This is a genomic window from Arthrobacter sp. MPF02 (assembly GCF_046605375.1).
Taxonomy (GTDB): Bacteria; Actinomycetota; Actinomycetes; order Actinomycetales; family Micrococcaceae; genus Arthrobacter.
This window is the reverse complement of sequence record NZ_CP176772.1, coordinates 3,639,036-3,664,117: the sequence shown is the minus strand read 5'-3', so window position 1 is coordinate 3,664,117 and position 25,082 is coordinate 3,639,036. Positions and strand designations below refer to the sequence as shown.

Below are 25,082 nucleotides of genomic sequence, written 5' to 3'. Positions count from 1 at the left end.
GACACTATGACTCTTAATAAGTTCAACCTGCCGGATGTCGGCGAGGGCCTTACCGAGGCGGAAATTGTTTCCTGGAAGGTCAAGCCGGGGGACGCCGTCGCCATCAACGATGTCCTCTGCGAGATCGAGACGGCCAAGTCGATCGTGGAGCTGCCGTCCCCCTTCGCCGGGACCGTGAGGGAGCTGCTGGTCCCTGTAGGTGTGACCATCGACGTCGGGACCGCCATCATCAGCGTGAGCGACGACGTCTCCGGCGACCCAACCCCGCCGGACACGCGCGCCCCGGAAACCCCGGTGCAGCCGCTCTACGGCAAGCTCCCCGAGGGGGAGGCGATGGCAGGAACGTCCGACGGCGGCACTCGGGACAGTGCCCCTGCCGGCGGTCCGCTGGTAGGTTCCGGGCCCAAGGCCGATGCCGTCAAGCGACGGCCACGCAAAGCGGCTCCCGCTGCTGCCGTGACGGCCAACGCGCCGGAGGTGGAGCCGGTCCAGCCGCTGACACCAGCCGCCGTGACCACCCCGGTTGCTCCCGCCGTCGATACCCGCCCCACCCTGGGCGGCACCATCACCGGGCTGGTCAACCGTGTCCTGGCGAAGCCCCCGGTCCGCAAGATTGCCCGTGACCTGGGCATCGACCTCGCCGATGTAGTGGCAACCGGTTCCAGGGGCGAGGTGACCCGCGAGGACCTGGTCAGCTACCAGGCGCAGCGCGACGCCGAACTGGACAAGGCGGACGGCTTTTGGGGCAAGGCCGGCAGGCCCCAGGATCAGCGGATTGAACGGATCCCGGTCAAGGGCGTCCGGAAGGCAACGGCAAAAGCGATGGTGGAGTCCGCCTTCTCCGCCCCGCACGTCAGCATCTTCGTGGATGTGGATGCCAGCCGCACCATGGAGTTCGTCAAGCGGCTCAAGGCGTCCCGGGACTTCGAGGGCATCAAGATTTCACCGCTGCTCATCCTGGCCAAGGCGGTAATCTGGGCCGCCGCGCGGAACCCGAGCGTCAATGCGGCGTGGGTGGACAACGGAGACGGTGCCGAAATCCATGTCAAGCACTACATGAACCTGGGCATCGCGGCCGCAACACCGCGGGGCCTGATGGTGCCGAACATCAAGAACGCCCAGGACCTGTCCCTCAAGGAGCTGGCGCTGGCCCTGAACAACCTGGCCACGACAGCCCGGGCCGGCAAGACCCAGCCCGCCGAAATGCAGGGCGGCACGCTCACCATCACCAACATCGGTGCCCTGGGTATCGATACCGGCACGCCCATCATCAACCCTGGCGAGGTGGCCATCGTCGCCTTCGGCACCATCAAGCAGAAACCGTGGGTCCTTGACGGGGAGGTGATTCCCCGGTGGATCACTACCCTTGGCGGTTCCTTCGACCACCGTGTGGTGGACGGTGACCTGTCCGCCCGCTTTATGGCCGACGTCGCCGCCATCCTGGAAGAGCCGGCGCTGCTGCTGGACTGAGGACGTGGCCGCAGACAGCAGCACCATCCGGGTAAAGAACAGGACCGCCAGGTGGCTGACCGAGGTGTTCCAGCCGCCGGTGGTGGTCACCGTCCAGCTGCTGCTCAGTCCCCTGGCCCAGGAAGGGTTCCCCGAGACAGTGGTCTACGGGGCGCTGGCGGCCCTGTTCGTTTGCGTGCTGCCGCTCGTCATGCTGCTGTTCCTGGTGCGGCTGGGCAAGGTCACGGACCATCACGTCAGTGACCGGAAGCAGCGGGCACCGGTGCTGCTGATGGCGCTGGGTTCCATCCTGGCCGGGCTGCTGGTCCTGCACGCCGTGGTTGCCCCGGCGAGTGTTGTTGCCATGGTCCTGGCCGTGGTGGGCGGAGTGGTGGTCCTGGCGGGCGTCAGTCCGTTCTGGAAGATGAGCGGCCACGCAGCCGCAATTTCCTGCTCCGTGGTTATCGCGGTGCTGATGCTGGGGGCCGCGTGGGCTCCACTGCTGCTCCTGGTCCCGGCCGTGGGCTGGTCACGGGTTGTGCTGCGCGCCCACTCGGTGGCCCAGGTGGTGGCGGGCTCGCTGTTCGGCGGAGTGGTGATGGCCGGAATCTGGTGGGTGCTTCAGGGCCTGATGGTGCCGTAGGACAGTGCGGTGAACATCTCGAGCGTGGCCGGGTCCGCGGTGGTTCCCAGGGCCACGGCGGCGGCGGTCATCAGGACACCCATCGCCGCGGCTATGCCGGCCCAGGCGGACAGCAGCTTCCAGTCCTCACGCAGGACGCTTGCCACGGTTTCAGGCAGCTGCAGATCCGGGGAAATAAGGTTCGGTGCACTGTCCACGCTGCCGTCATCCAGGAGCGCCACAACGGTGCCATTGCTGCGGTCCACCCGCATGGAGCAGATGTGGTTTCCGTGCCGGGCCAGGAGGATGTCATGGCCCACAAGGTGGCGGCGCTGAAGAGTGATCAAAGGAGGCCCCTCGGTAGTGGTGGTTGCTGGGTGTCCGCACCGTTGGGGCCCTGTTCAATTTTATCTTTGCGCCCAGAGCAGAAATGGCGTATAAGGCGTGAGAACGGACACCCCCCGCAGCGATGTCCGCCACGAGGGGGAGTATCCGCACTTGTTGCTAGTCGGCGTCGTAGGTGTTGGCGATGTAGACGTCGCAGGGCGCGTTATGCGCCACGCTGTTGGCCACGCTGCCCAGGACCCGGCCGATGCCCCGCATCCTGCGGTTGCCCACCACAATCACTCGTGCGTCCATGCGGACGGCTTCCTTGATCAGGGCGTCGGCGGGGCGGCCGCGCGTCGCGGAGTAGGTCACCTTGATGCCCCCGCCGAGGGAGTCTGCCACGGTGCGGGCCACGTGCTCGGCTGCGTCAGCGTCCGAGACGATCCACTGGTCGCTGCCGCTGCCGAAGACCTCGGTCCGGTCACTGTCGAAGGCGGACACCACGTGGAGCGATGCCTGCAGGGCGGCGGCGAGGTCCCGCGCGGACTCTGCTGCCTTTTTCGCCGTTCCGCTGCCGTCAACCCCCACAACGATGATTCCACCCATATGCGTGCTCCTTTGCTCCGGTTTGCGGCCTTGGTGGGGCCTACGCTACAACGCCGCGATGGCTTTCCGCAGGACGGGTGCCAGCCGGCGCACGCCTTCGGCAATCGACTCAGGGGGCACCGCGCTGAAGGCAAGGCGCAGCTTGTTGGATGGCTCGTCCGACGGCGTGAAGGCGGCGCCGGGGATGAACACCACGCCGGCGTCAATCGCCTGGTGCAGCAACGGGTAGGTGTCCACCCCTTCCGGCAGCGTCACCCATACGAAGAAGCCGCCTTCGGGGGTGGTCCAGGTTGTCCCTTCGGGCATATGCTCCCTCAACGCCGTGAGCATGGCCTGGCAGCGTTTGGCATAGAGGCCGCGGTAGGTTTCGATCTGGCCCTTCCAGTCATAGTCCCGCAGGTACGCTGACACGAGCATCTGGTTGAGGGACGGCGGGCAGAGGGTGACAGATTCGGCGGCGAGGTAGTAACGGCGCTGCAGATGCTCGGGCACCAGCGCCCATCCGATCCGCAGGCCGGGGGCGAAGATCTTCGAGAAGGACCCCATGTAGATGACGTCGTCGGGGTTGTCCGCACGCAGGGGAACCAGCGGCTCTCCGCCGTAGCGCAACAGGCCGTACGGGTTGTCCTCGAGGATCAGAATATTCGCGTTGCGGCATATATCGACGATCTGTTGCCGGCGTTCCTTTGCCAGGGTGATTCCGGAGGGATTGTTGAAGTTGGGGATGGTGTAAAGGAACTTGATGCTCTTGCCCGCAAGCTGGAGGGCTGCAATTTTCGCCGCCAGCATCGCGGGCACCAGCCCGTGCCTGTCCATCTCCACGGTTTCCACGCTGACCTGGTAGGCCTCCAAGGTGTTGAGTGCGCCGACGTAGGTGGGGTCCTCCACCAGGACAACGTCACCCGGGTTGCAGAAGACCTTGGTGGCGATGTCCTGGGCCGACTGCGAGCCTGCTGTGATGACCACATTCCGTGGATCGGCGCCCAGGATGCCTTCGGCGGCCATGACCTCGCAGATCTGGCTGCGCAGCTCCTCGGTCCCTTGTCCCGGGCCGTACTGCAGGGCAGCCAGGCCGTCCCCCGCAATGATGTCCGCGGCTGTGGCGGCGAGGCGGTCCAGGGGCAGGGATTGCAGGTAGGGACTGCCCCCTGCAAGTGACACCAGGCCGGGGCGCATGGAAATGTCAAAGACATCACGCACCGCTGACTGCCTGATATTGGCTGCCCTTTCCGAAAACAGGGCCTCGTGCCGGTGCGCAGAGGTGGCGGCACGTTCAATTGCATCGATGGCTTCTGCCGGCAGCGTCCCTGCTGCATCAAGTGTTTCGTGGCTCACACGGACAGGATACAACCGGATGTTGCCCTAAAAGCAACATTCGTTGCTCTTGCATCACACTCCTGCTACCGGTCCTGCCGCAGAACCTCGGTCAGAGGTTGTCCGTTGACGTAGATTTCGGCGCGGACGGCGCCAACCGCCGCAACGGCAGTCTGGGTGAGTTGCGCCTCGACCCGCGGGACATCGCAGGTGCCGCCGAGGCTCAGTGTGCCCGCGAGGTATACCGTTACCGTGGTTCCGTCGAAGGTCCCCGAGAGGAACGTGAGCCGGGACGCCGCAAGTGCGTTGTATACCCCGGAACCGGACGCTGTGCCGGCAGGTCCGGTTCCCTCTGTTCCTGCAAGCAGGCCGTTCAGGGCGGCGGGAAGCGGTTCATCCGCTCCAGCGTTTTCCGCGTCCATGCCGACCAGGCTGTCATTGCAGCCAAACCGCACACCGTTGCTGCCGCCGTCGTCCAGGAGGACGTAGTAGGCGGTGACGGTGGCCGGGGTTCCTGGACTGCTGGCGGACGGTATTGGTGAGGGCTCGGGCCGGGAAGTTGGTGTTTCGGCTTCAGGTTGGGGGGCCGGCGGCCGTGCCGGAGCCGGTGCTCCTGCAGGCGGGGCCGCCGCCGGGGCGCCCGCGGATGGAAGCGGTCCCGGTTCGGCCTCCGGAAGAATTTGCGGCTGCTGCGTTGGAATGCCGGTCTGTGGTGCGGCGGGCGGAGCGGCGGCGGGACTGGAAGCGGCAGGTTCGACGGCGGGATCCCGGCCCGTGCAGCCGGCAAGCACGAGTGCAAATGCCAGCCAGGCCGCTGCTCTCCCGCGCCTGCCTCTCCATCGCCTCCCGGCGTGCCACCCTGCTTCCACGACTGCACCGCGATTCCGTCTGCCACGTACCGTGAATTAACGTTACGGCGGGCCTTCCCGGGGGCGTATGTCCGGACGGTACCGGTTGGGACAAGACTTGGTCACGGCTGCTGTCTCAATACAGCAAGCGCCCGGCACGCGTCTTGCGTACCAGGCGCTGCGGGCTGGGGCCTAGGCTGCGGGGGCTGCAGCGGCAAGAGCGTCGAACACGCCCTTGATCTGCTCCACCACCTCGGCGTCATCCTTCGGGTGGATCTCTGCGAAGCGGACCATGGAACCGGGGACGGCGAGCTTGACGTCTTCGAGCACCTTGGCTCCGGCGATGCCGGCGGCCTTGCGGGCCTCATCCTGCGCCCAGACGCCGCCGTACTGGCCGAAGGCGGTTCCGACGACGGCGGTGGGCTTGCCGGCCAGCGCGCCGGCACCGAAGGGGCGGGAGAGCCAGTCGATGGCGTTCTTCAGGGCCGCGGGGACGGTGCCGTTATGCTCCGGAGTCACCAGCAGGACGGTGTCAGCTTCGCTGGCGGCTTCGCGCAGGGCTGCAGCGGCGGCGGGAACCTTGCCTTCGACGTCAATGTCCTCGTTGTAGAAGGGGATGTTGCCCAGGCTTTCATGGATCACAACGTCCACCTGCTCGGGGGCGTTGAGCTTGATGGCCTCGGCAAGCTTCTGGTTGGTGGATTCAGCGCGCAGGCTGCCGACAAGGGTGAGGACTGTGCTCTTGGTCATGCTAACTCCTAAAGTATGGGCGCCAGGCCCCGGGGACCTGAGGCTTTTGGTGCCTGCACCAGACTAAACGGACTGTGGTCCGCTTATATTCCCCGGCGCTAGAATGACGATGTGAGGTCCATCCCACTGCGGCCGGGAACGCCGGCATCGGCCGCTGAACGCAGTGATGCCGTCCGCAACCGTGAACGCCTGCTGGCCGCCGCCCGCGAGTTGATCCAGGAGTGTGGCGCCGGGGGCCTCACCATGGACCGGCTGGCTGAGCGTGCTGGCGTAGGCAAGGGCACCGTGTTCCGCCGGTTCGGAAGCCGGTCCGGGCTCATGCTGACATTGCTCGACGATGCTGAAGCCGATTTCCAGGCGCGGTTCATGTTTGGTCCCCCGCCCCTTGGGCCTGGGGCGCCCGGGCTGGACCGGCTGGTCGCCTTCGGAAGCGCGCGCATCAGGTATGTGGTGGAATCTGCCGACCTCGTGCTGGCGGCGGAAAGTGCACCGCGGGGGCGGTTTGAAGTTCCGGCGGCGGCGCTTTGGCACCGCCATGTCGAGATGCTGCTGAGGGACGCCGGATTTGAGTCCGACCCTTGGCTGATGGCGGGCTCGCTTAGTGCCACCCTTGATGCCGGCCGACTGCTGAACCTGATCCGGTCCCACGGCGTAAGTGTTGAAAGACTGGAGCACTCCTGGCGCGACCTTGTCACACGCGTGGTCAAGGACCCATAGAGGAACCGTCACAGCGCCCAGTTGGACCAGTCAAATCAACTTCACAGGATTATTCATAACAATCTGGTACGGCCAGTGTGTCTCCGCCCCGTAGCCGCCATTTTGCTGGTGACCTTGTGATAGTTTCCTCTGGAATGTGACCCGTGACATAGTCCTGGGATGGTCCGGCAACGGGCCGCGGAAAGCCGGCCACCCGCTGGCGACGGGCCCGGTGGCGCGGCACAACTCCCGCTGATCCGGGTGGGGACGGAAGGATCTTGCTTGTGAATGTGGATGTGTCCGGCATGACAGACCCGGGGGCGGCAGCAGAGCTGCTTGCCAGGTGCGGTTCCCCGCTTCGTGCCGCGGCGGCGAAGCGGAAGTAGCGTGCTCAGGTACCTCGCGAGGCGCGGACTCACCTATCTGGTCATGATCTTCCTGACCACGTCCGCCGGATATCTCCTGGCCGTCAGCACCCTTAAACCGGCACTGCTTGAACAGGAACGCATTCCCCGCCCCACTCCGGAACAGGTTGCCACGTCCATGCGCCTGAAAGGCCTGGACCCGGACCTTAGCCCGTGGGAACGCTACGTTGAATGGCTAACGGCCGTCGTCACCCGCTGGGATTGGGGCAGGAGCCCCAATGGTGCCTACATCAATGCCGAGTTCGGGGACAGGGTGTGGATCTCGACCCGGCTGTTCCTTGCGTCCATCATCCTGACACTGATCATCGGTGTGGCTTTGGGTGTGTATTCAGCTGCGCGGCAGTACAAGTTCCAGGACCGGGTGATTACGTCCTACAGCTACCTGGCCTACATCGTGCCTGCACCCATCGCCTACTTCCTTGTCCAGTTGGGCGCGATCAACGTCAACGAGTCCGTAGGCGAACGCATTTTTTTCGTCACGGGGATCTCCACGCCCGGCATCGAGCCCGGCTGGGCCCAGTTCGTCGATATGCTGGCCCACTATGCAGTGCCAACGGTGGCCATAACGCTGGTGGGGTGGGGCTCCTACCAGATCGCGCAGCGCCAGTACCTGCTGGACAACGTCAACGCCGATTTTGTCCGGACCGCACGGGCCAAGGGGCTCACCCGCAACCAGGCCATCACCCGGCACGCCCTCCGTGTTTCCTTCATCCCGGTGGCGCAAAGCATCGCCTTCACCATCCCGGCCATTTTTGCCGGCGGGTTCTTCGCTGAAAAGATTTTTGCCTGGCCCGGTGTCGGCTCGTGGAGCATCGACGCCATTTCGCTGCAGGATGTCAATGCGGCCACCGCTACGCTGGCCTATGGTTCCGTCATCTTCGCCATAGGTGCCATCCTGGCCGACTTCGCTACCACGCTGGTCGATCCGAGAGTGCGGGTGCAGTAGCAATGACAAACCTGAATGCCGTTGACCCGGCCGCCGTTGCGCAGGACGCGCACCTTGACAACTCCGACGTCGTCATCGGAAAGTCCACCATCATTTTCCGCCGCTTCATGCGGAACAAGACAGCCGTGGCCGGCCTGGTCATCTTCCTTGGGCTGACAGTCTTCTCCTTTGTAGGCGGGTACTTCACGCCTTGGGACAAGGACACCATCGATCCCTTCAACATCGGGATGCCGCCGTCCGCCGAGCACTACCTTGGGACCTCACAGGCGGGCATCGACCTCTACGCGATGACCGTGGAAGGTACGCGGATCTCCATCCTGATCGGCCTGGTCGTCGGCCTGGTCTCGGTCCTCATCGCCGCCGTCTACGGATGCACCATGGCGTACTTCGGGGGCAAGGTGGACAAGGTCATGCTTTTCCTCCTTGAAGCGCTGATCATGATGCCGGCGCTCCTGGTGGTGGCTGTTGCCACCAGCGGGGGAGGGGCAGGGCTGAAACGGGACCTGCCCTCGTGGCTGCTCCTGATCATCGTGCTGCTGGTCTTCAGCTGGATGGGAACCGCCAGGCTGATCCGCTCGATGTCCATGTCCCTCATGCAACGCGACTTCGTCAAGGCAGCGCAGTACATGGGGGTCCCGCCGCGGCGCATCGTCTGGCGGCACCTGGTTCCGAACATCGGTTCGCTGCTGGTCCTGGACATCACCCGCGGCGTTACTGGCGCCATCCTCGCCGAGGTTGCCTTTTCGTTCATCGGCATCGGCATCAAGGTGCCGGACGTGAGCCTGGGCGTGCTGATCGGCGGTGCCACCTCACAGGTGCAGACCTTCCCCTGGATGTTCTGGGTGCCCCTGACGGTCATGTTCCTCCTTACGGGTTCCCTGGCAATGATGAATGACGGCCTCCGGGACGCCTTCGATCCCAGTTCCAGTTCCTCGGGCAGGGCCAGAAGGAAGATCGCCAGAATCACCAGCGCAAAGAAGAAGGCGTCATGAGCAGTGAAACCACCACTGGACCGGCAGAGCCCACAGGGTCGCCGGTTGAGCGGCTGCACGTGGCCGGACTGCACGCGCCCACCGACGCCGTATTGTCCGTCCGGGACCTCCACGTCCGCTTCAACTCCGAAAACGGCGTAGTGCACGCCGTGCGCGGCGTGGACTTCGACCTGATGCCGGGAAAGACCCTCGGCATTGTGGGGGAATCCGGTTCCGGCAAGTCGGTCACCTCCCTGGCCATCATGGGCCTGCTCCCCGGCACCGCGGACATCTCCGGGTCCGTCCGGCTCAAAGGGCGCGAACTCCTGGGGCTTAGCGACAAGGCCATGTGTGAATACCGCGGCAACGAACTGTCAATGGTCTTCCAGGACCCGCTGTCCTCCCTGACGCCCGTCTACACCGTGGGCACCCAAATCGTCGAGGCGCTCACCATCCACAACCCCACCATGAGCAGGCAGGCGAAAGAAGCCCGCGCCGTCGAACTCCTCGCCATGGTAGGCATCCCCAGTCCCAAGGCCAGGCTGAAAGCCTTCCCGCACGAATTCTCCGGCGGCATGCGCCAGCGCGTCATGATCGCCATTGCCATCGCCAACAATCCCCGTGTCCTCATTGCCGATGAACCGACAACCGCCCTGGACGTCACCATCCAGGCGCAGGTCCTTGAGGTGTTGCACACCGCCCAGGAGGAAACCGGCGCCGCCGTCGTCATGATCACCCACGACCTTGGCGTAGTGGCGGGCATAGCGGACGACATCATGGTCATGTACGCCGGCAAACCCGTGGAAACCGGACCCGTGGACGAGATCTACTACAACCCGCGGATGCCCTACACCATGGGCCTCCTTGGCGCCGTGCCGCGGGTGGATGCGGCCGAGAAGTCCCCGCTTGTGCCCATCGAAGGGATGCCGCCCAACCTCCTGCACGAACCCACCGGCTGCTCGTTCGCGCCCCGCTGCCCGCTCGCCTCCGAGGCGTGCCTGGCGGGGGAACCTGCGCTGGTTCCGGTTTCCGGCGGCCCCCGGCACCACGCGGCCTGCATCAAATCGGAGGCCCTGGGCGGCGACGTCGATGTCCTCGACGTTTTCGCCGCTCCACCCGTTCCAGCCTCCCGCTTCGACGCCATCCCCCGGGACGAACGGGCAACAGTCCTGCAGCTCAAGGACATCCGGAAGCATTTCCCGCTGACCAAGGGGTCCCTGCTCAAGCGCCGCATCGGTACGGTCAAGGCCGTCGATGGGCTGAGCTTCGACATCCGCGAGGGGGAATGCTTTTCCATCGTGGGCGAGTCGGGGTCCGGGAAGACCACTACGCTCCTGGAGATCATGGAGTTCCACAAGGACCAGGACGGGGAGGTGGTGATCGGCGGCATCAGCAACAAGCAGGCCGCCGATTCCCGGGCCAGGAATGCAATGCGGCGGGAACTGCAGATGGTATTCCAGGATCCCACCGGCGCGCTGGACCCGCGGTTCACGGTGTATGAGGTCCTTGCCGAACCGCTGCAGAACGCCGGGATGGACAGGCAGGCCATCAGGAAACGCATCATGGAGCTGATGAAGCTCGTGGGCCTGCAGCCCGACCACGTCAACCGCTTCCCCAACCAATTTTCCGGCGGGCAGCGGCAACGGATCGGCATCGCCAGGGCGCTCGCCGTGAATCCTAAACTGGTGGTGCTCGACGAACCCGTTTCCGCCCTCGACGTCTCCGTGCAGGCGGGCGTCATCAACCTCCTGGACAAGCTCCGGGCGGAACTGGGCCTGAGCTACCTGCTGGTGGCCCACGACCTGTCAGTGGTCCGGTACATCTCCAACCGGGTGGCCGTGATGTACCTGGGCAAGATTGTGGAAATCGGCGAGGTGGACCGGGTCTTCGACCAGCCGCGCCACCCGTACACCCGGGCGCTGCTGTCCGCCATTCCCGTTCCGGATCCCCAGGTGGAAAGAACCCGCGAACGCATCATCCTCAAAGGCGACCTGCCGTCACCGCTGGACGCCCCCAAGGGCTGCAACTTTGCCACACGGTGCCCCGTTTATGCTGCGCTTCCGCCTGTGAAGCAGGAAAAGTGCCGCACGCTCGAGCCGCCGCTTGAGGCTGTGGCACCGTCCGCCGCAGCCCGGGCATTGGAAGCCCATCCCGTTCCCGTTCCGGACCAGCGTTTTGCCTGTTTCTTCCCTGACGGGGAACTCGACGAAGACATGCTGGTGGTCCATGACCAGGCGGACCACCATGCACCTTAGGATCACCCGACCCATCACCAGCACCACCCGCATCAACGAAGGGAAAACCATGAGGAATCTGAACAGGATCGGCGGAGCGGTGGCCATTGCCGCAGCTCTGGCGCTGACGGCCTGCGGCGGTGGTGGCGGTGCCACCGGGCCGGAAACGGCCAAAGGGCAGGAGGCAGGCGACGACCTGTCGAAGCTGATCAGCATCAACGAGAAGCCCGCAGCCGATCTTGAACAGGGCGGGAAGGTCACCCTCCCGCTGGGCAGCATCGGCCCGGACTTCAATGGCTTCTCCAACGGCGGCAACAGCTCCGACACCTCAGCGCTGATGGCCCCGATCAATCCCGTGGCAGTCAGCGGCGGCGGCATCGGCGGCTGCTGGAAGGTCGACTTCAAGGGCAAGGCGACCCCCAACACTGATTTCTGCGAGTCGGTGGAAAGCGAAATGGTTGACGGCAAGCAGACCATCACCATCAAGGTCAACGAAAAAGCGACCTACAACGACGGCACACCAATCGACATCAAGGCGTTCCAGAACACCTGGAACATCCTCAAAAGCCCGGACAATGGCTATGACATCGTCACGTCAGGGTCCTACGCCTTCGTGGAGTCCGTGGAAGCGGGCAGCAGCGACAAAGAAGTCGTCGTGAAGATGACCCAGCCGGTGTACCCGCTGGAAGACCTGTTCTTCGGCCTGATCCACCCGGCCGTTAACACGCCGGAGATCTTCAACGAAGGTTTCGTGGGCGAGATGCACCCCGAGTGGATGGCGGGCCCGTTCAAAGTGGACCAGTACGACCCCGCAGGCAAGACCCTGTCCCTGGTCCCGAATGAGAAGTGGTGGGGGGCCAAGCCGGTCCTGGAGAACGTGGTCTTCCGCCAGCTTGAGACCAGCGCCCAGATCGCCGCGTTCAAGAACGGCGAGATCGATGCCATGTCAGCGAACACCATCGCCCTGTACAAGCAGCTGGAAGGCAGCAAGGACTCCGAGGTCCGCCGCGGCCAGCGCCTGTTCGCAGGCGGCCTGAACATCAACGCCCAGCGGATCACCGACGTAGCCGTCCGCGAGGCCATCTTCGCAGCCGTGGACCGCGAGGCCCTGCGCAAGGTGCGCTTCAACGGCTTGAACTGGGAAGAGCCGAGCTCCGGCTCCATGATGCTCCTGCCGTTCTCCGAGTACTACCAGGACAACTACCCGGTGAAGGAAACCGGTGCTGATGCGGCCAAGAAGGTGCTGGCGGACGCTGGCTACACCGAGAACGCCAACGGGATCATGGAAAAGGACGGCAAGCCCGTATCCTTCAAGATCAGCAACTTCGGCGATGATCCCACCACCCTGGCCTTCACCCAGACCCTGCAGAAGCAGCTCCAGGACGGCGGCATGGACGTCGGAATCGACCAGCGCGCCTCCGCCGACTTCGGCAAAGTGGTGGGCGGCCGCGAGTTCGACCTGAGCGTCTCCGGCTACACAGTGGGCGCCGACGCCACCTCCGCGGTTAAGCAGTACTACGACTCCAAGACCAACGAGAACGGCCTGGGCGACGAGGAACTGGACAAGAAAATCGCAGAACTCGCCTCCATCGAGGACAACGCGGAACGCAACAAGGCGGCCATGGAAGTGGAGAAGGAGCACATGGCGAAGTACTTCTCCATGGGCGTGGTCATGAACGGCCCGCAGATCTCCTTTGTCCGCACCGGGCTGGCCAACTACGGCCCGTCCCTGTTCCAGAGCCTGTCCCAGGTTCCGGACTGGACCACGCTGGGCTGGGAAAAGAAGTAACCCTCGCACGAAGCGTGCCAGCGCTCTCCCACTTCCCGCCGCGTTAGCGGTGGAACGTGGGGGAGCGTTTGGGTTTAAGCCGCAGGATATGGGCGCGCGTCCGGAGTAGCGTAGGTCCCATGACCGGAACTGATGCTGCACCCGCCATCCGTACTGCCGTTGTCGGGTACGGGCTGTCAGGGAGCGTTTTCCACGCCCCGCTGATCGCCGCGGACGGCAACTACTCGCTGGACATCATTGCAACGTCCGACGCTGGCCGGCAGGCAGCTGCCAGCGGCAGCTTCCCGGGGGTCAGGACCGTTCCCGACGGCGACGCGGTGCTGAACCGCGCCGACGAACTGGACCTTGTGGTGCTGGGGACGCCACCGGCCACCCACTACCCCTTGGCGAAAGCGGCGCTGGAATCCGGGTTGGACGTGGTGGTGGACAAGCCCTTCACCGTCACCAGTGAGCAGGGCGAGGAACTGATTGCGCTGGCCGGCGGGCTGGGCCGCGTCCTCACGGTGTTCCATAACCGGAGGTGGGACGGGGACTTCCTGACCCTGCGCAAGCTGCTGGCAGTGGAAGCCGTGGGCAATGTGACCCGGTTCGAGTCCCGGTTCGAGCGCTGGTCCCCCATTATCGCCAAAGCCTGGAAAGCGCGGGCCACGGCAGAGGACGGCGGGGGCGCCCTCTTCGACCTTGGCAGCCACCTGATCGACCAGGCGCTCCAGCTGTTCGGCCCCGCCACAGTGGCGCACGCCGAGCTGCGGGCGCGCCGCTCCGATGAACGGGCCGACGACGACGTGTTCCTGGTGCTGCGGCACCACTCCGGGGTGCTGAGCCACCTCAGCATGAACATGCTCTGCGCGCAGCAGGCTCCCCGGTTCCGGGTGCTGGGGTCCGTGGGCGGCTTCACCAAGCACGGCGTGGACCCGCAGGAACCGTATATCGTCGCCGGCGGCAGCCCCCTGGACGAGGACTACGGCGTCGAGGCGCCGGAATGGGCAGGGCTCCTTGGCCGCGACGGCCACCTGGATGCCCTGCCCACGGAGCGGGGTGCCTATCCGGAGTTCTACCGGCTGCTGGCGGAAAAGCTGCTCGACGGCGGCGCCTCCTCTCCTGCCCCGCTCCCGGTGGACCCGGCAGACGCCGTCGAGGGCCTCAGACTTATCGAAGAGGCACGGCACGTGGCCCGGAAGACTACGCCGTAACCAGTTCGTGCCAGTCCGCCACCAGGGGCAGGTTGTGCGCCTCTGACACGGAGTGATGCGCCACTTGGCCGGCGGCGATGTTGAGTCCGGCGGCGAGGGCGGCGTCGCGGTCGAACGCGGCCTTCACACCGAGGTTGGCCAGTGCCACAGCGTAGCGCAAAGTGACGTTGGTCAGCGCATAGGTGGACGTGTTGGGCACCGCGCCGGGCATGTTGGCCACGCAATAGAAGATGGTGTTGTGCACCTTGTAGGTGGGTTCCTGGTGCGTGGTGGGGTGGGTGTCCTCGAAGCAGCCGCCCTGGTCCACGGCGATGTCCACCAGGACAGAGCCGGGTTTCATCCGGGCCACGAGGTCGTTGGTGACCAGCTTGGGAGCCTTGGCGCCCGGGATCAGGACCGAGCCGATCACCAGGTCGGCGTCCACCACGGACTTCTCGATCTCGTAGGAGTTGGAGGCCACGGTCTTCAGCCGGCCCTGGTACTGGGCGTCCAGTTCCCGCAGGCGGTTGATGTTGATGTCCAGGATGGTGACGTCGGCGCCGAGGCCCAGGGCCATGGCGGCGGCGTTGGTGCCGGCCACGCCGGCACCGAGCACCACGACCTTTGCCGGGCGGACGCCGGGCACGCCGCCCAGCAGGATGCCCTTGCCGCCGGCGGGAGCCATCAAGGAAGAGGCACCCACCTGGACGGAAAGCCGGCCGGCCACCTCGGACATCGGGGCGAGCAGAGGCAGTGCGCGGCCCTCCTGGACGGTTTCGTAGGCGATCGCGGTGACGCCGGAGTTGATGAGCTCCCGGGTGAGTTCGGGTTCGGCCGCGAGGTGCAGGTAGGTGAAGAGGATCAGGCCCTTGCGGAAGCGGTGGTATTCGGCCTTGATGGGTTCCTTGACCTTCATCACCATGTCGGCGCGGGCCCACACGTCGTCCGCTTCGTTGACGATCTCGGCGCCGGCAATCGAGTATTCCTCATCGGTGATGCCGGAACCGAGTCCTGCGCCGCGCTCCACCACCACAGTGTGGCCGTGGGTGCGGAACTCGTGGACGCCGGCGGCGGTGATGGCCACCCGGAATTCGTTGTTCTTGATTTCTTTGGGGACACCGATGATCATCGTGGGCTCCAGGTTCTCGGCGGTTGTGCACCGGAAAGTCGGGAAGGAATTGCGTGTTTCCACGATAAATCCGGCTGTGAGCCAGCTGACATGGAGCAGAAGGAGACGCCGCACAGGAACCGCATGATTGCGCGGATTTTGCTCCGCGATCCTCGACGTTTGTCGAGCCTGCGGGCGTCAAGTGTCGCCTGGTGTCCGTTCGGTCGGGGCCGCGCCCAGGCAGTAATGTTGCCCCATGCAGCAGCAGGGTGTGGAACAGCTCGTCGAGCAGGTGGCACTGAAGCTTGGCCGCGGGCTGTCGCTGGAGGACCTCGACGGCGTGTTGCTCGCATACAGCTCCAACCAGTCCCACGCGGACCGGGTACGGGTGAACTTCCTGTTGAGCAAGAAGGTGCCGGCGGACGTCAGCGCGTGGCAGCTTTCGCACGGCATTGCCACAGCCGTGCGCCCGGTGGTGGTCCCGGCCAACCCGGACCTGGGCATGCTGGGCCGGGTCTGCGTTCCGTTGATGGTGCGTGGTTTCCGGGTGGGGTACCTGTGGGTACAGCAGGATTCAGCGGAGGAAAGCCCGACGGCGATCCTCACCCAGCTGCCGGTGGTCAATCACGAGCTGGAAATGCTGTCCGGGCTGCTGCTCGATTCCAACACAGCAGAATCCGAATTCCGGCGGGGCCGGGAGCGGGAGTTCCTGGCAGCGTGTGCCGGGGAACCGAACGCGGTAGCCGCCGTCGCGGGGTGGAAGGAAGTGCAGGGAAAAGGGCCCTGGCAGATGGTCACGGTCCTGGACGCGGACGGCTGGTCGAGCGGCCCCGACCCGATCGCGGCCACCCTGATCCACCGCTCCACCGCGCTGCAGGCCACGGTGGGTATGGACGCGGCACTGTTCAGCGCAGGCACCGAGACCCACTCCGTGGTGTTGTTCAGGGAAACGACCGGCCGGGCGAACCACGCGCAGGTCCTGGTCCACTACCAGCTGGAACTCGCCAAGCGTTCAGGCCGCCCCGTGCACCGGATCATCCTCGGAATCAGCGAGGGCTTCAGCCGCACCCGCCAGCTCTCCGAGGCGTACCGGCAGTCCCGGATGGCCGCGCAGGCCGCCGCCGTGGACCCGCAGCTGGGCGAGCTGGTGGACTGCCGGTCCGCGGGCGTCTACCAGCTGCTCGCCTCGGCCGGCGGAGGGGTGGGCGCGTGGGCGGACTCGGGCTCCGTGTACTTCCGCTTGCTGGAGGACCACGACCGCAACAATGAGCTCATCCCGGTCCTGGAACTCCTCTACGACAATGACGGCTCCGTCCAGGATGTGGCCGCCAAGCTCCACCTGCACCGCAGCAGCATCTACAACCGGCTGGCCCGGATACGCCAGCTGCTCGGGGTTGACCCGTTGAAGGGAATGCCGCGGCTGGAACTGCATGCCGCCCTGAAGATGCGGCGGTGGGCGGGAAGGCCCCGGATCTAGCCTTCCGGGTCCGGGTCTTCCGCGGAGCCGACCTTCTTCCGGGCTTCCTTTTTTTGCTGCTCCAGCTTTTGCTGTTCGGCCTTCTGTTTCTCCAGCCAGGCCATGATCGCCGCCAGCGGGATGCGCCGGTGCGTGCCGCGGTATTCCACTGGGATCTCGCCCCGGTCCGTCATGTTGCGGAGGTAGGTGTGGGAAATGCCGGCCAGTTCCGCCGCCTTGGAGGTGGTAAGCATTTCCTCCACGCTGCTTACGGTCACAGCCTCGCCACGGCTGAACCGCGCCAGGAGGTCGACGACGGCGTCCCGGGCCAGGGGAGGCAGCCGGTGGACCGTGCCGTCGACGAAGACAGTGACGTCCTCGCTGCCGTCGAGGGCGCGCTGCAGGCTTGCGGCGTCCTCCGGCGGGAGCGCGCCCGTCATCCGGGGAGCTATCAGTGCCATGGCTTCAGCCTACCGGTGCCCGGCGGCGCCGGACGGTATGCTCGGCTGATGGCATTGAGTGGCGGACGGGATGTGGAGTACGGCGGTTTGCAGGGGAAACTGTATGCCTCTGCCGTGCCGGCGGAGGCTGCCCCGGGTGCAGCCGGAAGGCCGGCCTTCGTCCTGCTGCACGGCATCGGCGTCTCCCACCGCTACCTTGCCAGGCTGCATGAGGAGCTTGCACGAAGCGCCGATGTTTACACCCTGGACCTGCCCGGATTCGGGAAATCCTCGCGCCCGGGGCGGCAGTTGCAGGTGGCGGATTATGCCGCCTTCGTCAAAGGCGTCCTCGCGAAGGCCGGAGTCCGGAACGTCATCGCGGTGGGCCACTCCATGGGTACCCAGTTCGCGGTGGAACTGGCGCTGCAGGAGCCGGAGCTGGTGGCGGGCACAGTCCTGATGGGCCCGGTGGTGGACGACAGCAGGAAGTCCGTGGCACGTCAGGCCCTGGCGCTGACAAGGGACTCCTTATTCAGCGAATCCCTGCCCTGCAACGCCATCGTCTTCAGCGACTACTTCCGGGCCGGGCCCCGCTGGTACCTGACGGAACTGCCCGTGATGATGGAGTACCCCCTGCGGGACAAGGTGGCGGCGGTACGCCAGCCGGTGCTGGTGCTGCGCGGCACCAAGGATCCCATCGCGCAGCGGCCCTGGTGTGAAGCGCTGGCAGGCGCAGCCCAGCACGGCACCATGGCGGAAATCCTTGGACAGGGCCACGTCTTCCAGCACACCGCACCGGATACCGCCGCGGAAACCATCAGCGGATGGGTCCGCGCGGTCAACGGCTTCGACGTCACAGCCTGAGGCACCGGACCCCGGGTCCAATGCCCGGGGCCACGTTGTACTGCAGAAGGCGGCTGCTAGAGCCCCAGTTCCTCCAGGACCGGAAGCTTCTCCCGCACCCACGCGCGCGCCTCGGTGGCGCTTGGGGCGGACAGCGCCAGCTTGGCCAGCTCCTGCGCCTCGGGCAGGGTGACCGTCTTCAGGACGGCGGCTACCGCGGCGAGCGAACGGGCGGTCATGGACAGGGTGTTCACGCCCAGCCCGGTAAGGACGACGGCGAGGGCCGGGTCCGCGGCCGCCTCGCCGCAGACGCCCACGGGCTTGTTGTTGCCTTCCGCCCGGGACCCCTCCACAGTGAGCCCCACCAGGCGCAGGACGGCGGGCTGCCAGGGGGTGTTGAGGTTGGCGAGCGGGCCGAGCTGGCGGTCCGCCGCCATGGCGTACTGGGTGAGGTCATTGGTGCCCAGGCTGGCGAAGCCCACTTCCCGCAGGATCGCTTCCGCGGTCAGGGCGGCGGAGGGGACCTCCACCATCACGCCCGGGTTCTTGATGCCGGCGCTGGCGCACATGGAGGCGAAGTGCGCTGCTTCCTCGGCGGTGGAAATCATGGGCGCCATGACCCAGACGTCCGCCTCGGACTCCTTCTCGGCCAGGGCGATGGCCTGCAGTTGGCGCTCAAGCACGCCCGGCGTGGTGAAGTCGGTGCGGTAACCGCGGACGCCAAGTGCCGGATTGGGTTCGGTGGCGTCGGTAAGGAACGGCAGCGGCTTGTCCGCACCTGCATCCAGGGTGCGCAGGACCACCTTCTTGCCGGGGAAGGCGTCGAACACGCCCTTGTACGCCGCGGCCTGTTCCTCCACGCTGGGTTCGGTATCCCGCTCCAAAAAGCAGAACTCGGTGCGGAACAGCCCGACGCCCTGGGCGTTCAGGCCCGCGGCCGCGGCAGCGTCCTTGGCCCCGCCCACGTTGGCGAGCAGCGGCACCAGGTGGCCGTCCGCCGTCGTGCCGTTGCCGTCAAACGTGGCCAGCAGCGAGGCGTTGCCGGCCCAGGCGAGGGCAGCGGCGCGCTGGGACTCGTCAGGATCGACGCTGATAAAGCCGGCGGCGCCGTCCACATACATTTCGGTGCCGTCCGGCAGTTCGTCCACGCCTGCGGCGGCCACGACGGCGGGCAGGCCCAGGGAGCGGGCGATGATGGCTGTGTGGGACTGGGGTCCGCCGCCCGAGGTGACCAGGGCCAGGACCTTGTCCGGGTCCAGGGTGGCGGTGTCGGCCGGGGCGAGGTCCTCGGCCACCAGGATGAAGGGCGTGCCGGCGGACGGGATGCCGGGGGCGGGAACGCCGCGGAGCTCGGCCACGATGCGGGCGCGGACGTCCAGGACGTCGGTGGCGCGCTCGGCCATGTAGCCGCCGAGGTTATGCAGCATTTCGGAGACGGACGCCCCGGCCTCCCAGATGGCGCGCTGCGGGGACGTGCCGCGGCCGATAAGTTTGCCGGCGCTTTTGAGGAGCATGGTGTCCTTGGCCATCAGTGCGGTGGCTTCCAGGACGGCCTTGCCGTCGCCGGTTGCCGTCTCGGCGCGGGCCTTCAGTTCGTCATGGACAGCGGCTGCTGCTGCCTTCAGTGCGGCGGTGGCTTCCTCTGCAGTGGTGTCCGGCGCCAGCTGTTCGCCGGCGGGAGGTTCGCTGATCGGTTTGGGCATCTGCCGGATGGTTCCGATAACGCGGCCTGGACTGACGCCTACTCCTGGGAAGTTCTGCACTGAAGGTCCTCATTCTCTTCCGGTAGCCAGGCCCGCCAGGTTCTCCGGCGCCGTGCCGGGACCGCCGGTGGACTGCTACGTCCAGGGCGGGAAACGTGCCTGAAAAATTGTATGTGATTCAGTTCATATAGCATTGCTATAGGTGCTAGGGTAGCGGTTATGAGTTTGGATGGCCAGCTTCCCCCCAAAATGCGGCTGCTGCGTGCAGCGGCGGAATTGCTGGCAAACTCTGCGGGAGCTCCCGTCTCCACCCGCCAGATCACGCAGCTGGCCGGGGTTTCGGCTCCCACCCTGTACCACCACTTCGGGGACAAGGAAGGCTTGTTCGACGCCGTTGTGGCCGCGGGATTTGAGGAATATGTCGCGGGCGAAAGGGATTTCGCCCCCTCCGGGCATCCGCTTGAGGACATCCGGAGGATGTGGGACAACCATGTCCAGTTCGGGCTTAACCAGCCCGAGCTGTACCTGGTGATGTTCGGCAATATCCGTCCGGAAAGCCGCCCGGCCATCGTGGCCGATGCCGAGGCGCTGATGGAGGAGATGCTGAACAAGGCAGCGGTGGCGGGACAGCTGAACGTCCACCCCCGGGAAGCAGCCAGGTCCATCCTGGCGGCGAACGTGGGTGTGACGCTGATGCTGATTGCGGACCCCGCCTCCGAACGGAACCTCGAACTGTCCACCATGACACGGGACGCCATGATCTTTGCGGTGTCAGCCGAGCCCTCCGGCGGCGCGGCCCCGGACGGCACCGGAAAGTCCTCGGTGGTGGTGGCAGCGATTGCCCTGAACGCCGCACTTCAGGCCTCGCACTCAGACCAGCTCTCCAGCTCGGAACTCAAACTCTTCCTCGAATGGCTGCACCGGATCTCCACCAGTCCGGCCTAGGCCACAACCCGCAGCACCCGTTCCACCAGCAGTACGTCGCTCGTCATCATCGGACCATCCTGCGGAGCAGCAGGACAGACGGTTAGGAAATCACATGGCAACAGAAACAGTTGCAAAGCCCCGTACCAGCGCCCGGGTACACGTCCAGAAGTTCGGGACGTTCCTGTCCGGAATGATCATGCCCAACATCGGCGCCTTCATCGCCTGGGGCCTGATCACCGCCCTGTTCATCGAGAAGGGCTGGCTGCCGGTTCCGCAGCTGGGCGGCTTCGGCGAGACGGGTGGTGTGCCGAACACCGGCCTCGTGGGACCGATGATCACCTACCTGCTGCCACTGCTGATCGGCTACACCGGCGGCAAGATGGTCTATGACACCCGTGGCGGCGTGGTCGGCGCCATCGGCACCATGGGCGTGATCGTGGGGGCCGGCATTCCCATGTTCATTGGCGCCATGATCATGGGCCCGCTGGGCGGCTGGACCATGAAGAAGATCGACTCCATCTGGGACGGCAAGATCCGCCCCGGATTCGAGATGCTGGTCAACAACTTCTCCGCCGGCATCTGGGGCGCCGTGCTGGCCATCCTCGGCTTCTACGGGATCGCACCTGCGGTACAGGCCTTCAGCACGGGCGCCGGGAACGTGGTGCAGTTCCTCGTGGACAACGGCCTGCTGCCGCTGACCAGCATCTTCATCGAGCCCGCCAAGGTCCTGTTCCTGAACAACGCCATCAACCACGGCGTCCTGACCCCGCTGGGTGTCCAGCAGTCCCTGGAGCAGGGCAAGTCCATCCTGTTCCTGCTTGAGGCCAACCCCGGACCCGGCCTGGGCATCCTGCTCGCGTACATGTTCTTCGGCCGCGGTGCTGCCAAGGCTTCCGCTCCCGGCGCGGCGATCATTCACTTCCTGGGCGGCATCCACGAAATCTACTTCCCGTACGTGCTGATGCGCCCGCTGCTGATCCTGGCTGCCATCGCCGGCGGCATGACCGGTATCGCCACGCTGGCCATCACCAACTCGGGCCTGGTTGCCCCCGCGGCCCCGGGTTCCATTTTCGCGGTGCTGGCCCAGACCTCCCGCGACAGCTACATCGGCGTGATCCTGGCGGTCCTGCTGGCCGCAACGGTGTCCTTCCTGGTGGCCTCGGTCATCATGAAGACCACCAAGCACAGCGACGAGGTGGACCTCAACGACGCCACCTCCCGGATGGAGCAGATGAAGGGCAAGAAGAGCTCCGTTGCCTCCACCCTGACCGGCGCCGGCGCGGGTGCCGCCGCCGGCGGCGTGGGCGTCCTGGCCGGACCGGTCAAGAACATCGTGTTCGCGTGCGACGCCGGCATGGGCTCCAGCGCCATGGGCGCCTCCGTGCTGCGGAACAAGATCAAGGCCGCAGGGTTCCCGGACGTAAAGGTCACCAACGCGTCCATCGCCAACCTCAGTGACAGCTACGACGTGGTGGTTACCCACCAGGACCTGACCGAGCGTGCCAAGCCGGTCACCTCCAGCGCTGTTCACTACTCCGTGGACAACTTCATGAACAGCCCGCGCTACGACGAGATCGTCGAACTGGTACGCGAAAGCAACACCGAGGGCGGCACCGTCCCCGGCACCGACCCGGGGGAGGGAACCCCTGGCGGAGCGTCCGGAGCAGGCGCAGGGACCGCAACCGGCGGCACTGAGGTCCTGGCGCGCGAGAGCGTTGTCCTGGACGGCTCGGCCACCACGCGCGACGCCGCCATCGACGAAGCCGGCCGGCTCCTGCTGGCCCGCGGCGCCGTGGATGAGGGCTACATAGCGGCCATGCATGAGCGCGAGGCATCCGTGTCCACCTACATGGGCAGCTACCTGGCCATTCCGCACGGCACCAACGCCGCCAAGGACCACATCCGGAAGTCGGCGGTCTCCGTGATCCGCTACCCGCAGGGCATCGACTGGAACGGCAAGCAGGTCAAGTTCGTGGTGGGCGTCGCGGGCGTCAACAACGAGCACCTGCACATCCTGTCCTCCATCGCGAAGGTCTTCACGGACAAGCAGCAGGTGGCCCGCCTGGAAGCGGCAACGTCGGTGGACGAAGTCCTGGAGCTCTTCGGAAAGGTCAACGCATAGTGAAGGCAGTACATTTCGGTGCCGGAAACATCGGACGCGGTTTTGTGGGGCTGCTCCTGCACGACGCCGGGTATGAGGTGGTGTTCGCGGATGTTGCGGATGCCCTGATCGCCCAGCTGGCGGAAGCGGACAGCTACCGGGTCCACGAAGTGGGAGAGGACGCCACGGTGCGGCCGGTCACCAACTTCCGTGCCCTGAACTCCAACACCCAGGAGGCGGAGCTGATGGCGGAAATCGCGACGGCGGACATCGTCACCACGGCGGTGGGCCCGCACGTCCTGAAGTTCGTGGCGCCGGTCATCGCCAGGGGCATCGCGGCGAGGGAGGATGGGCTGGCGCCGCTGCAGGTCATGGCCTGTGAGAACGCCATCAACGCCACGGACATCCTGGCCCGGGAGGTGGCCTCCCGCCCGGAGGGCGCCAACGGGGCCCTGGAGGGGAGGGCTGTCTTCGCGAACACCGCGGTGGACCGGATCGTGCCCAACCAGGAGCCCGGCCAGGGCCTGGACGTCACCGTGGAGACGTTCTACGAGTGGGTCATCGACCGGACCGCCTTCGCGGGCTCAGCCCCCGCCATTCCAGGTGCCACGTTCGTGGACGACCTCTCGCCGTACATCGAACGCAAGCTCTTCACGGTGAACACCGGTCATGCCTCGGCTGCATACTTCGGCTTCGAGGCGGGGCTTGAGAAGATCTCCGACGCAATGGCGGACCAGGACGTGGCCGAGGACGTGCGGGCCGTGCTGGAGGAAACAAAGCAGCTGCTGGTGGCCAAGCACGGGTTCAGCAACGATGAGCAGGAGGCCTACGTCCAGAAGATTCTGGCCCGGTTCTCCAACCCGCACCTGCCGGACACCGTCCACCGGGTAGGCCGCGCGCCGCTGCGTAAGCTCAGCCGGCACGAACGGTTCATCGGGCCGGCCGCTGAACTCGCCGAGCGCGGAGTGGTGCCCGAGGCCCTGCTGGGCGCCATCACCGCGGCCCTGCGCTTCAATGATCCCGCCGACGCCGAAGCGACGGAACTGGCAGGCATCCTCGCTTCACATAGCCCTGCCGATGCCACGGCGAGGATCACGGGCCTTGAGCCGGAGCACCCGCTGTTTAGCGCCGTCGCCACCCTAGTGGAAGAGCGGCAGGCGGAGGTGGCGCGCACGCCCGCCTGACAGGGACCATCTTCGAAAAACGACGTACTGCACCAACAGGACGACGCCGGCACTTCCGCAAGTGCCGGCGTCGCCCTGTGTGATCTCTCCCACTTAAAGGCTGAAAAGCCTTCATCCATTTTGAAGTTAGCCTTTCCTTACTTATAGGCTCAGCCCATTAGGCAACGAAGTTGTGACCTATTAGTCGATGTGGAGTACACCGTGAAGAAAAGGCTTTCGAGCTACCTGGGGGCACTGGCTGCGGGAGCGGCTCTTTTGACCATCACCGCATGCGGAGGAAGCGCCACGGCCACCTCGTCCGTTGACGAAGCCGGAACCATAACGGTGGAGCATGCGCAGGGAAGTACTGCCAACGTCCCGGTCAGCCCGGAGAAGGTCTTCACGTTCGACCTCGGCGTCCTGGACACGATGAACGCGCTGGGCGTGGAACCCGCAGGCGTGCCCGAGGCAGCCTACCCGGAGTCCCTGGCGAAGTACGCGGACGCCAGGTACGCCAAGATCGGTTCCTTGAAGGAGCCCGACTTCGAAGCCGTAAGCGCCGGCGACCCGGACCTCATCATCATCTCCGGCCGCACCGCCGGTGCCTACGAGGAACTGAGCAAGATCGCCCCCACCATCGACCTGTCCATCGATGCCGCCCAGCCGATGGAAAGCTTCAAGGCCCAGACCGAAAAGCTGGGAACCATCTTCGACAAGTCCGCTGAAGTCGAAGAGAAACTCGCCGCCGTCAACGCCACCGTCTCCGACACCAAGGCCAAGGCCGCAAGCGCCGGCAAGGGCCTGATCGTGCTGACGTCCGGCGGCGAGGTTACCGCCTACGGCGCGGGCTCACGCTTCGGCATCATCCACGACGTCCTTGGCGTACCCGCCGCTGCCGACGTCAAAACAGAGGGAAGCCACGGCGAGGCCGTCTCCTTCGAATACATCAAGCAGGTCAACCCCGACATCCTGTACGTCATCAACCGCGACGTTGCCACCGGTGGGGACGCCCCGGCAGCCAACCCGCTGCTGGACAACGAGCTGGTACGGTCCACCAACGCCGCCAAGGACAACAAGGTCATCAACCTCGACCCCGCCGGCTGGTACATCGTGGGTTACGGCCTGAACAACGTCAAGGCCATGGTTGACGCCGTGGCCGGCTCCGTGGCCTGACCCCCTTTCCAACCCCTGC

Annotated in this window: 21 protein-coding genes and 1 pseudogene; 14 read left to right on the top strand and 8 right to left on the bottom strand. The window is 65.7% G+C overall.

All coding sequences use genetic code 11. From position 1 onward, the window contains the following. Positions 1-6 precede the first annotated feature (6 nt). Positions 7-1,470 (top strand): dihydrolipoamide acetyltransferase family protein, encoded by a 1,464-nt coding sequence (locus tag ACLH0K_RS17355; protein WP_411374763.1) that lies wholly within the window; start codon positions 7-9, stop codon positions 1,468-1,470. A gap of 4 nt (positions 1,471-1,474) precedes the next feature. After that, a complete protein-coding gene (locus ACLH0K_RS17350) occupies positions 1,475-2,092 on the top strand; it encodes a phosphatidic acid phosphatase (RefSeq protein ID WP_411374762.1) in 618 nt (205 codons plus the stop codon). Here ACLH0K_RS17350 and ACLH0K_RS17345 read toward each other — a convergent pair. The 5 genes from ACLH0K_RS17345 to ACLH0K_RS17325 all read right to left on the bottom strand — a co-directional run bounded on the left by ACLH0K_RS17345 (position 2,071) and on the right by ACLH0K_RS17325 (position 5,916). Then, complete coding sequence (locus tag ACLH0K_RS17345; RefSeq protein WP_411374761.1) at positions 2,071-2,418, bottom strand: hypothetical protein; 348 nt, start codon at positions 2,416-2,418, stop codon at positions 2,071-2,073. The genes ACLH0K_RS17350 and ACLH0K_RS17345 overlap by 22 nt on opposite strands. 157 nt (positions 2,419-2,575) lie before the next feature. Continuing rightward, complete coding sequence (locus tag ACLH0K_RS17340) at positions 2,576-3,004, bottom strand: universal stress protein (protein WP_411374760.1); 429 nt, start codon at positions 3,002-3,004, stop codon at positions 2,576-2,578. 45 nt (positions 3,005-3,049) lie between these two features. After that, on the bottom strand, positions 3,050-4,339 hold the full coding sequence (locus tag ACLH0K_RS17335; RefSeq protein WP_411374759.1) for a PLP-dependent aminotransferase family protein: 1,290 nt from the start codon (positions 4,337-4,339) through the stop codon (positions 3,050-3,052). Between the two features lie 65 nt (positions 4,340-4,404). After that, positions 4,405-5,109, bottom strand: coding sequence for a hypothetical protein (locus ACLH0K_RS17330; RefSeq protein WP_411374758.1), 705 nt, complete (start codon positions 5,107-5,109; stop codon positions 4,405-4,407). A 249-nt stretch (positions 5,110-5,358) separates the two neighbouring features. After that, the gene (locus tag ACLH0K_RS17325; protein ID WP_411374757.1) at positions 5,359-5,916 is read right to left on the bottom strand and encodes an NAD(P)H-dependent oxidoreductase; all 558 of its coding nucleotides are present in this window, start codon (positions 5,914-5,916) and stop codon (positions 5,359-5,361) included. A 111-nt stretch (positions 5,917-6,027) separates the two neighbouring features. Between ACLH0K_RS17325 and ACLH0K_RS17320 the strand changes: the two genes are divergently transcribed. The 6 genes from ACLH0K_RS17320 to ACLH0K_RS17295 all read left to right on the top strand — a co-directional run bounded on the left by ACLH0K_RS17320 (position 6,028) and on the right by ACLH0K_RS17295 (position 14,170). Next, positions 6,028-6,633 carry a TetR/AcrR family transcriptional regulator gene (locus ACLH0K_RS17320; protein WP_411374756.1) on the top strand — a complete coding sequence of 202 codons (606 nt, stop codon included), beginning with the start codon at positions 6,028-6,030 and terminating at the stop codon, positions 6,631-6,633. Positions 6,634-6,999: 366 nt separating this feature from the next. Then, positions 7,000-7,983, top strand: a complete 984-nt coding sequence (locus ACLH0K_RS17315) for an ABC transporter permease (RefSeq protein ID WP_411374755.1) — start codon at positions 7,000-7,002, stop codon at positions 7,981-7,983. A 2-nt stretch (positions 7,984-7,985) separates the two neighbouring features. Then, positions 7,986-8,975: an ABC transporter permease gene (locus tag ACLH0K_RS17310; protein WP_411374754.1), complete on the top strand. Its 990-nt coding sequence runs from the start codon at positions 7,986-7,988 to the stop codon at positions 8,973-8,975. Then, entirely contained in the window at positions 8,972-11,209 is a 2,238-nt protein-coding gene (locus ACLH0K_RS17305; protein ID WP_411374753.1) for a dipeptide ABC transporter ATP-binding protein, read from the top strand. The genes ACLH0K_RS17310 and ACLH0K_RS17305 overlap by 4 nt, the downstream gene beginning before the upstream one ends. A gap of 49 nt (positions 11,210-11,258) precedes the next feature. Continuing rightward, the gene (locus ACLH0K_RS17300; protein WP_411376516.1) at positions 11,259-12,977 is read left to right on the top strand and encodes an ABC transporter family substrate-binding protein; all 1,719 of its coding nucleotides are present in this window, start codon (positions 11,259-11,261) and stop codon (positions 12,975-12,977) included. Positions 12,978-13,096: 119 nt separating this feature from the next. Then, positions 13,097-14,170, top strand: a complete 1,074-nt coding sequence (locus tag ACLH0K_RS17295) for a Gfo/Idh/MocA family oxidoreductase (protein WP_411374752.1) — start codon at positions 13,097-13,099, stop codon at positions 14,168-14,170. Here the strand turns inward: ACLH0K_RS17295 and ald are convergent. Beyond that, the gene (gene ald / locus ACLH0K_RS17290; protein WP_411376515.1) at positions 14,160-15,278 is read right to left on the bottom strand and encodes an alanine dehydrogenase; all 1,119 of its coding nucleotides are present in this window, start codon (positions 15,276-15,278) and stop codon (positions 14,160-14,162) included. The two genes, ACLH0K_RS17295 and ald, sit on opposite strands and share 11 nt — an antisense overlap. A gap of 90 nt (positions 15,279-15,368) precedes the next feature. Here ald and ACLH0K_RS17285 point away from each other — a divergent pair. Continuing rightward, a pseudogene (locus tag ACLH0K_RS17285) lies at positions 15,369-16,734 on the top strand (PucR family transcriptional regulator). Here ACLH0K_RS17285 and ACLH0K_RS17280 read toward each other — a convergent pair. Next, the gene (locus ACLH0K_RS17280; protein WP_411374751.1) at positions 16,731-17,174 is read right to left on the bottom strand and encodes a helix-turn-helix domain-containing protein; all 444 of its coding nucleotides are present in this window, start codon (positions 17,172-17,174) and stop codon (positions 16,731-16,733) included. The pseudogene ACLH0K_RS17285 and the gene ACLH0K_RS17280 overlap by 4 nt on opposite strands. Before the next feature lie 48 nt (positions 17,175-17,222). Between ACLH0K_RS17280 and ACLH0K_RS17275 the strand changes: the two genes are divergently transcribed. Further along, positions 17,223-18,017: an alpha/beta fold hydrolase gene (locus ACLH0K_RS17275; protein ID WP_411374750.1), complete on the top strand. Its 795-nt coding sequence runs from the start codon at positions 17,223-17,225 to the stop codon at positions 18,015-18,017. 56 nt (positions 18,018-18,073) lie between these two features. Here ACLH0K_RS17275 and ptsP read toward each other — a convergent pair whose 3' ends face one another. Next, positions 18,074-19,759, bottom strand: a complete 1,686-nt coding sequence (ptsP, locus tag ACLH0K_RS17270; RefSeq protein WP_411374749.1) for a phosphoenolpyruvate--protein phosphotransferase — start codon at positions 19,757-19,759, stop codon at positions 18,074-18,076. 159 nt (positions 19,760-19,918) lie between these two features. Here ptsP and ACLH0K_RS17265 point away from each other — a divergent pair, with 159 nt between their 5' ends. From ACLH0K_RS17265 to ACLH0K_RS17250, 4 genes are all read left to right on the top strand, one after another. After that, positions 19,919-20,644, top strand: coding sequence for a TetR/AcrR family transcriptional regulator (locus tag ACLH0K_RS17265; protein ID WP_411374748.1), 726 nt, complete (start codon positions 19,919-19,921; stop codon positions 20,642-20,644). A gap of 94 nt (positions 20,645-20,738) precedes the next feature. Further along, positions 20,739-22,748, top strand: a complete 2,010-nt coding sequence (locus tag ACLH0K_RS17260) for a PTS mannitol transporter subunit IICBA (RefSeq protein ID WP_411374747.1) — start codon at positions 20,739-20,741, stop codon at positions 22,746-22,748. Further along, a complete protein-coding gene (locus ACLH0K_RS17255; protein WP_411374746.1) occupies positions 22,748-23,911 on the top strand; it encodes a mannitol-1-phosphate 5-dehydrogenase in 1,164 nt (387 codons plus the stop codon). The genes ACLH0K_RS17260 and ACLH0K_RS17255 overlap by 1 nt, the downstream gene beginning before the upstream one ends. A gap of 201 nt (positions 23,912-24,112) precedes the next feature. Beyond that, positions 24,113-25,063, top strand: a complete 951-nt coding sequence (locus ACLH0K_RS17250) for a siderophore ABC transporter substrate-binding protein (protein WP_411374745.1) — start codon at positions 24,113-24,115, stop codon at positions 25,061-25,063. Positions 25,064-25,082 lie beyond the last annotated feature (19 nt).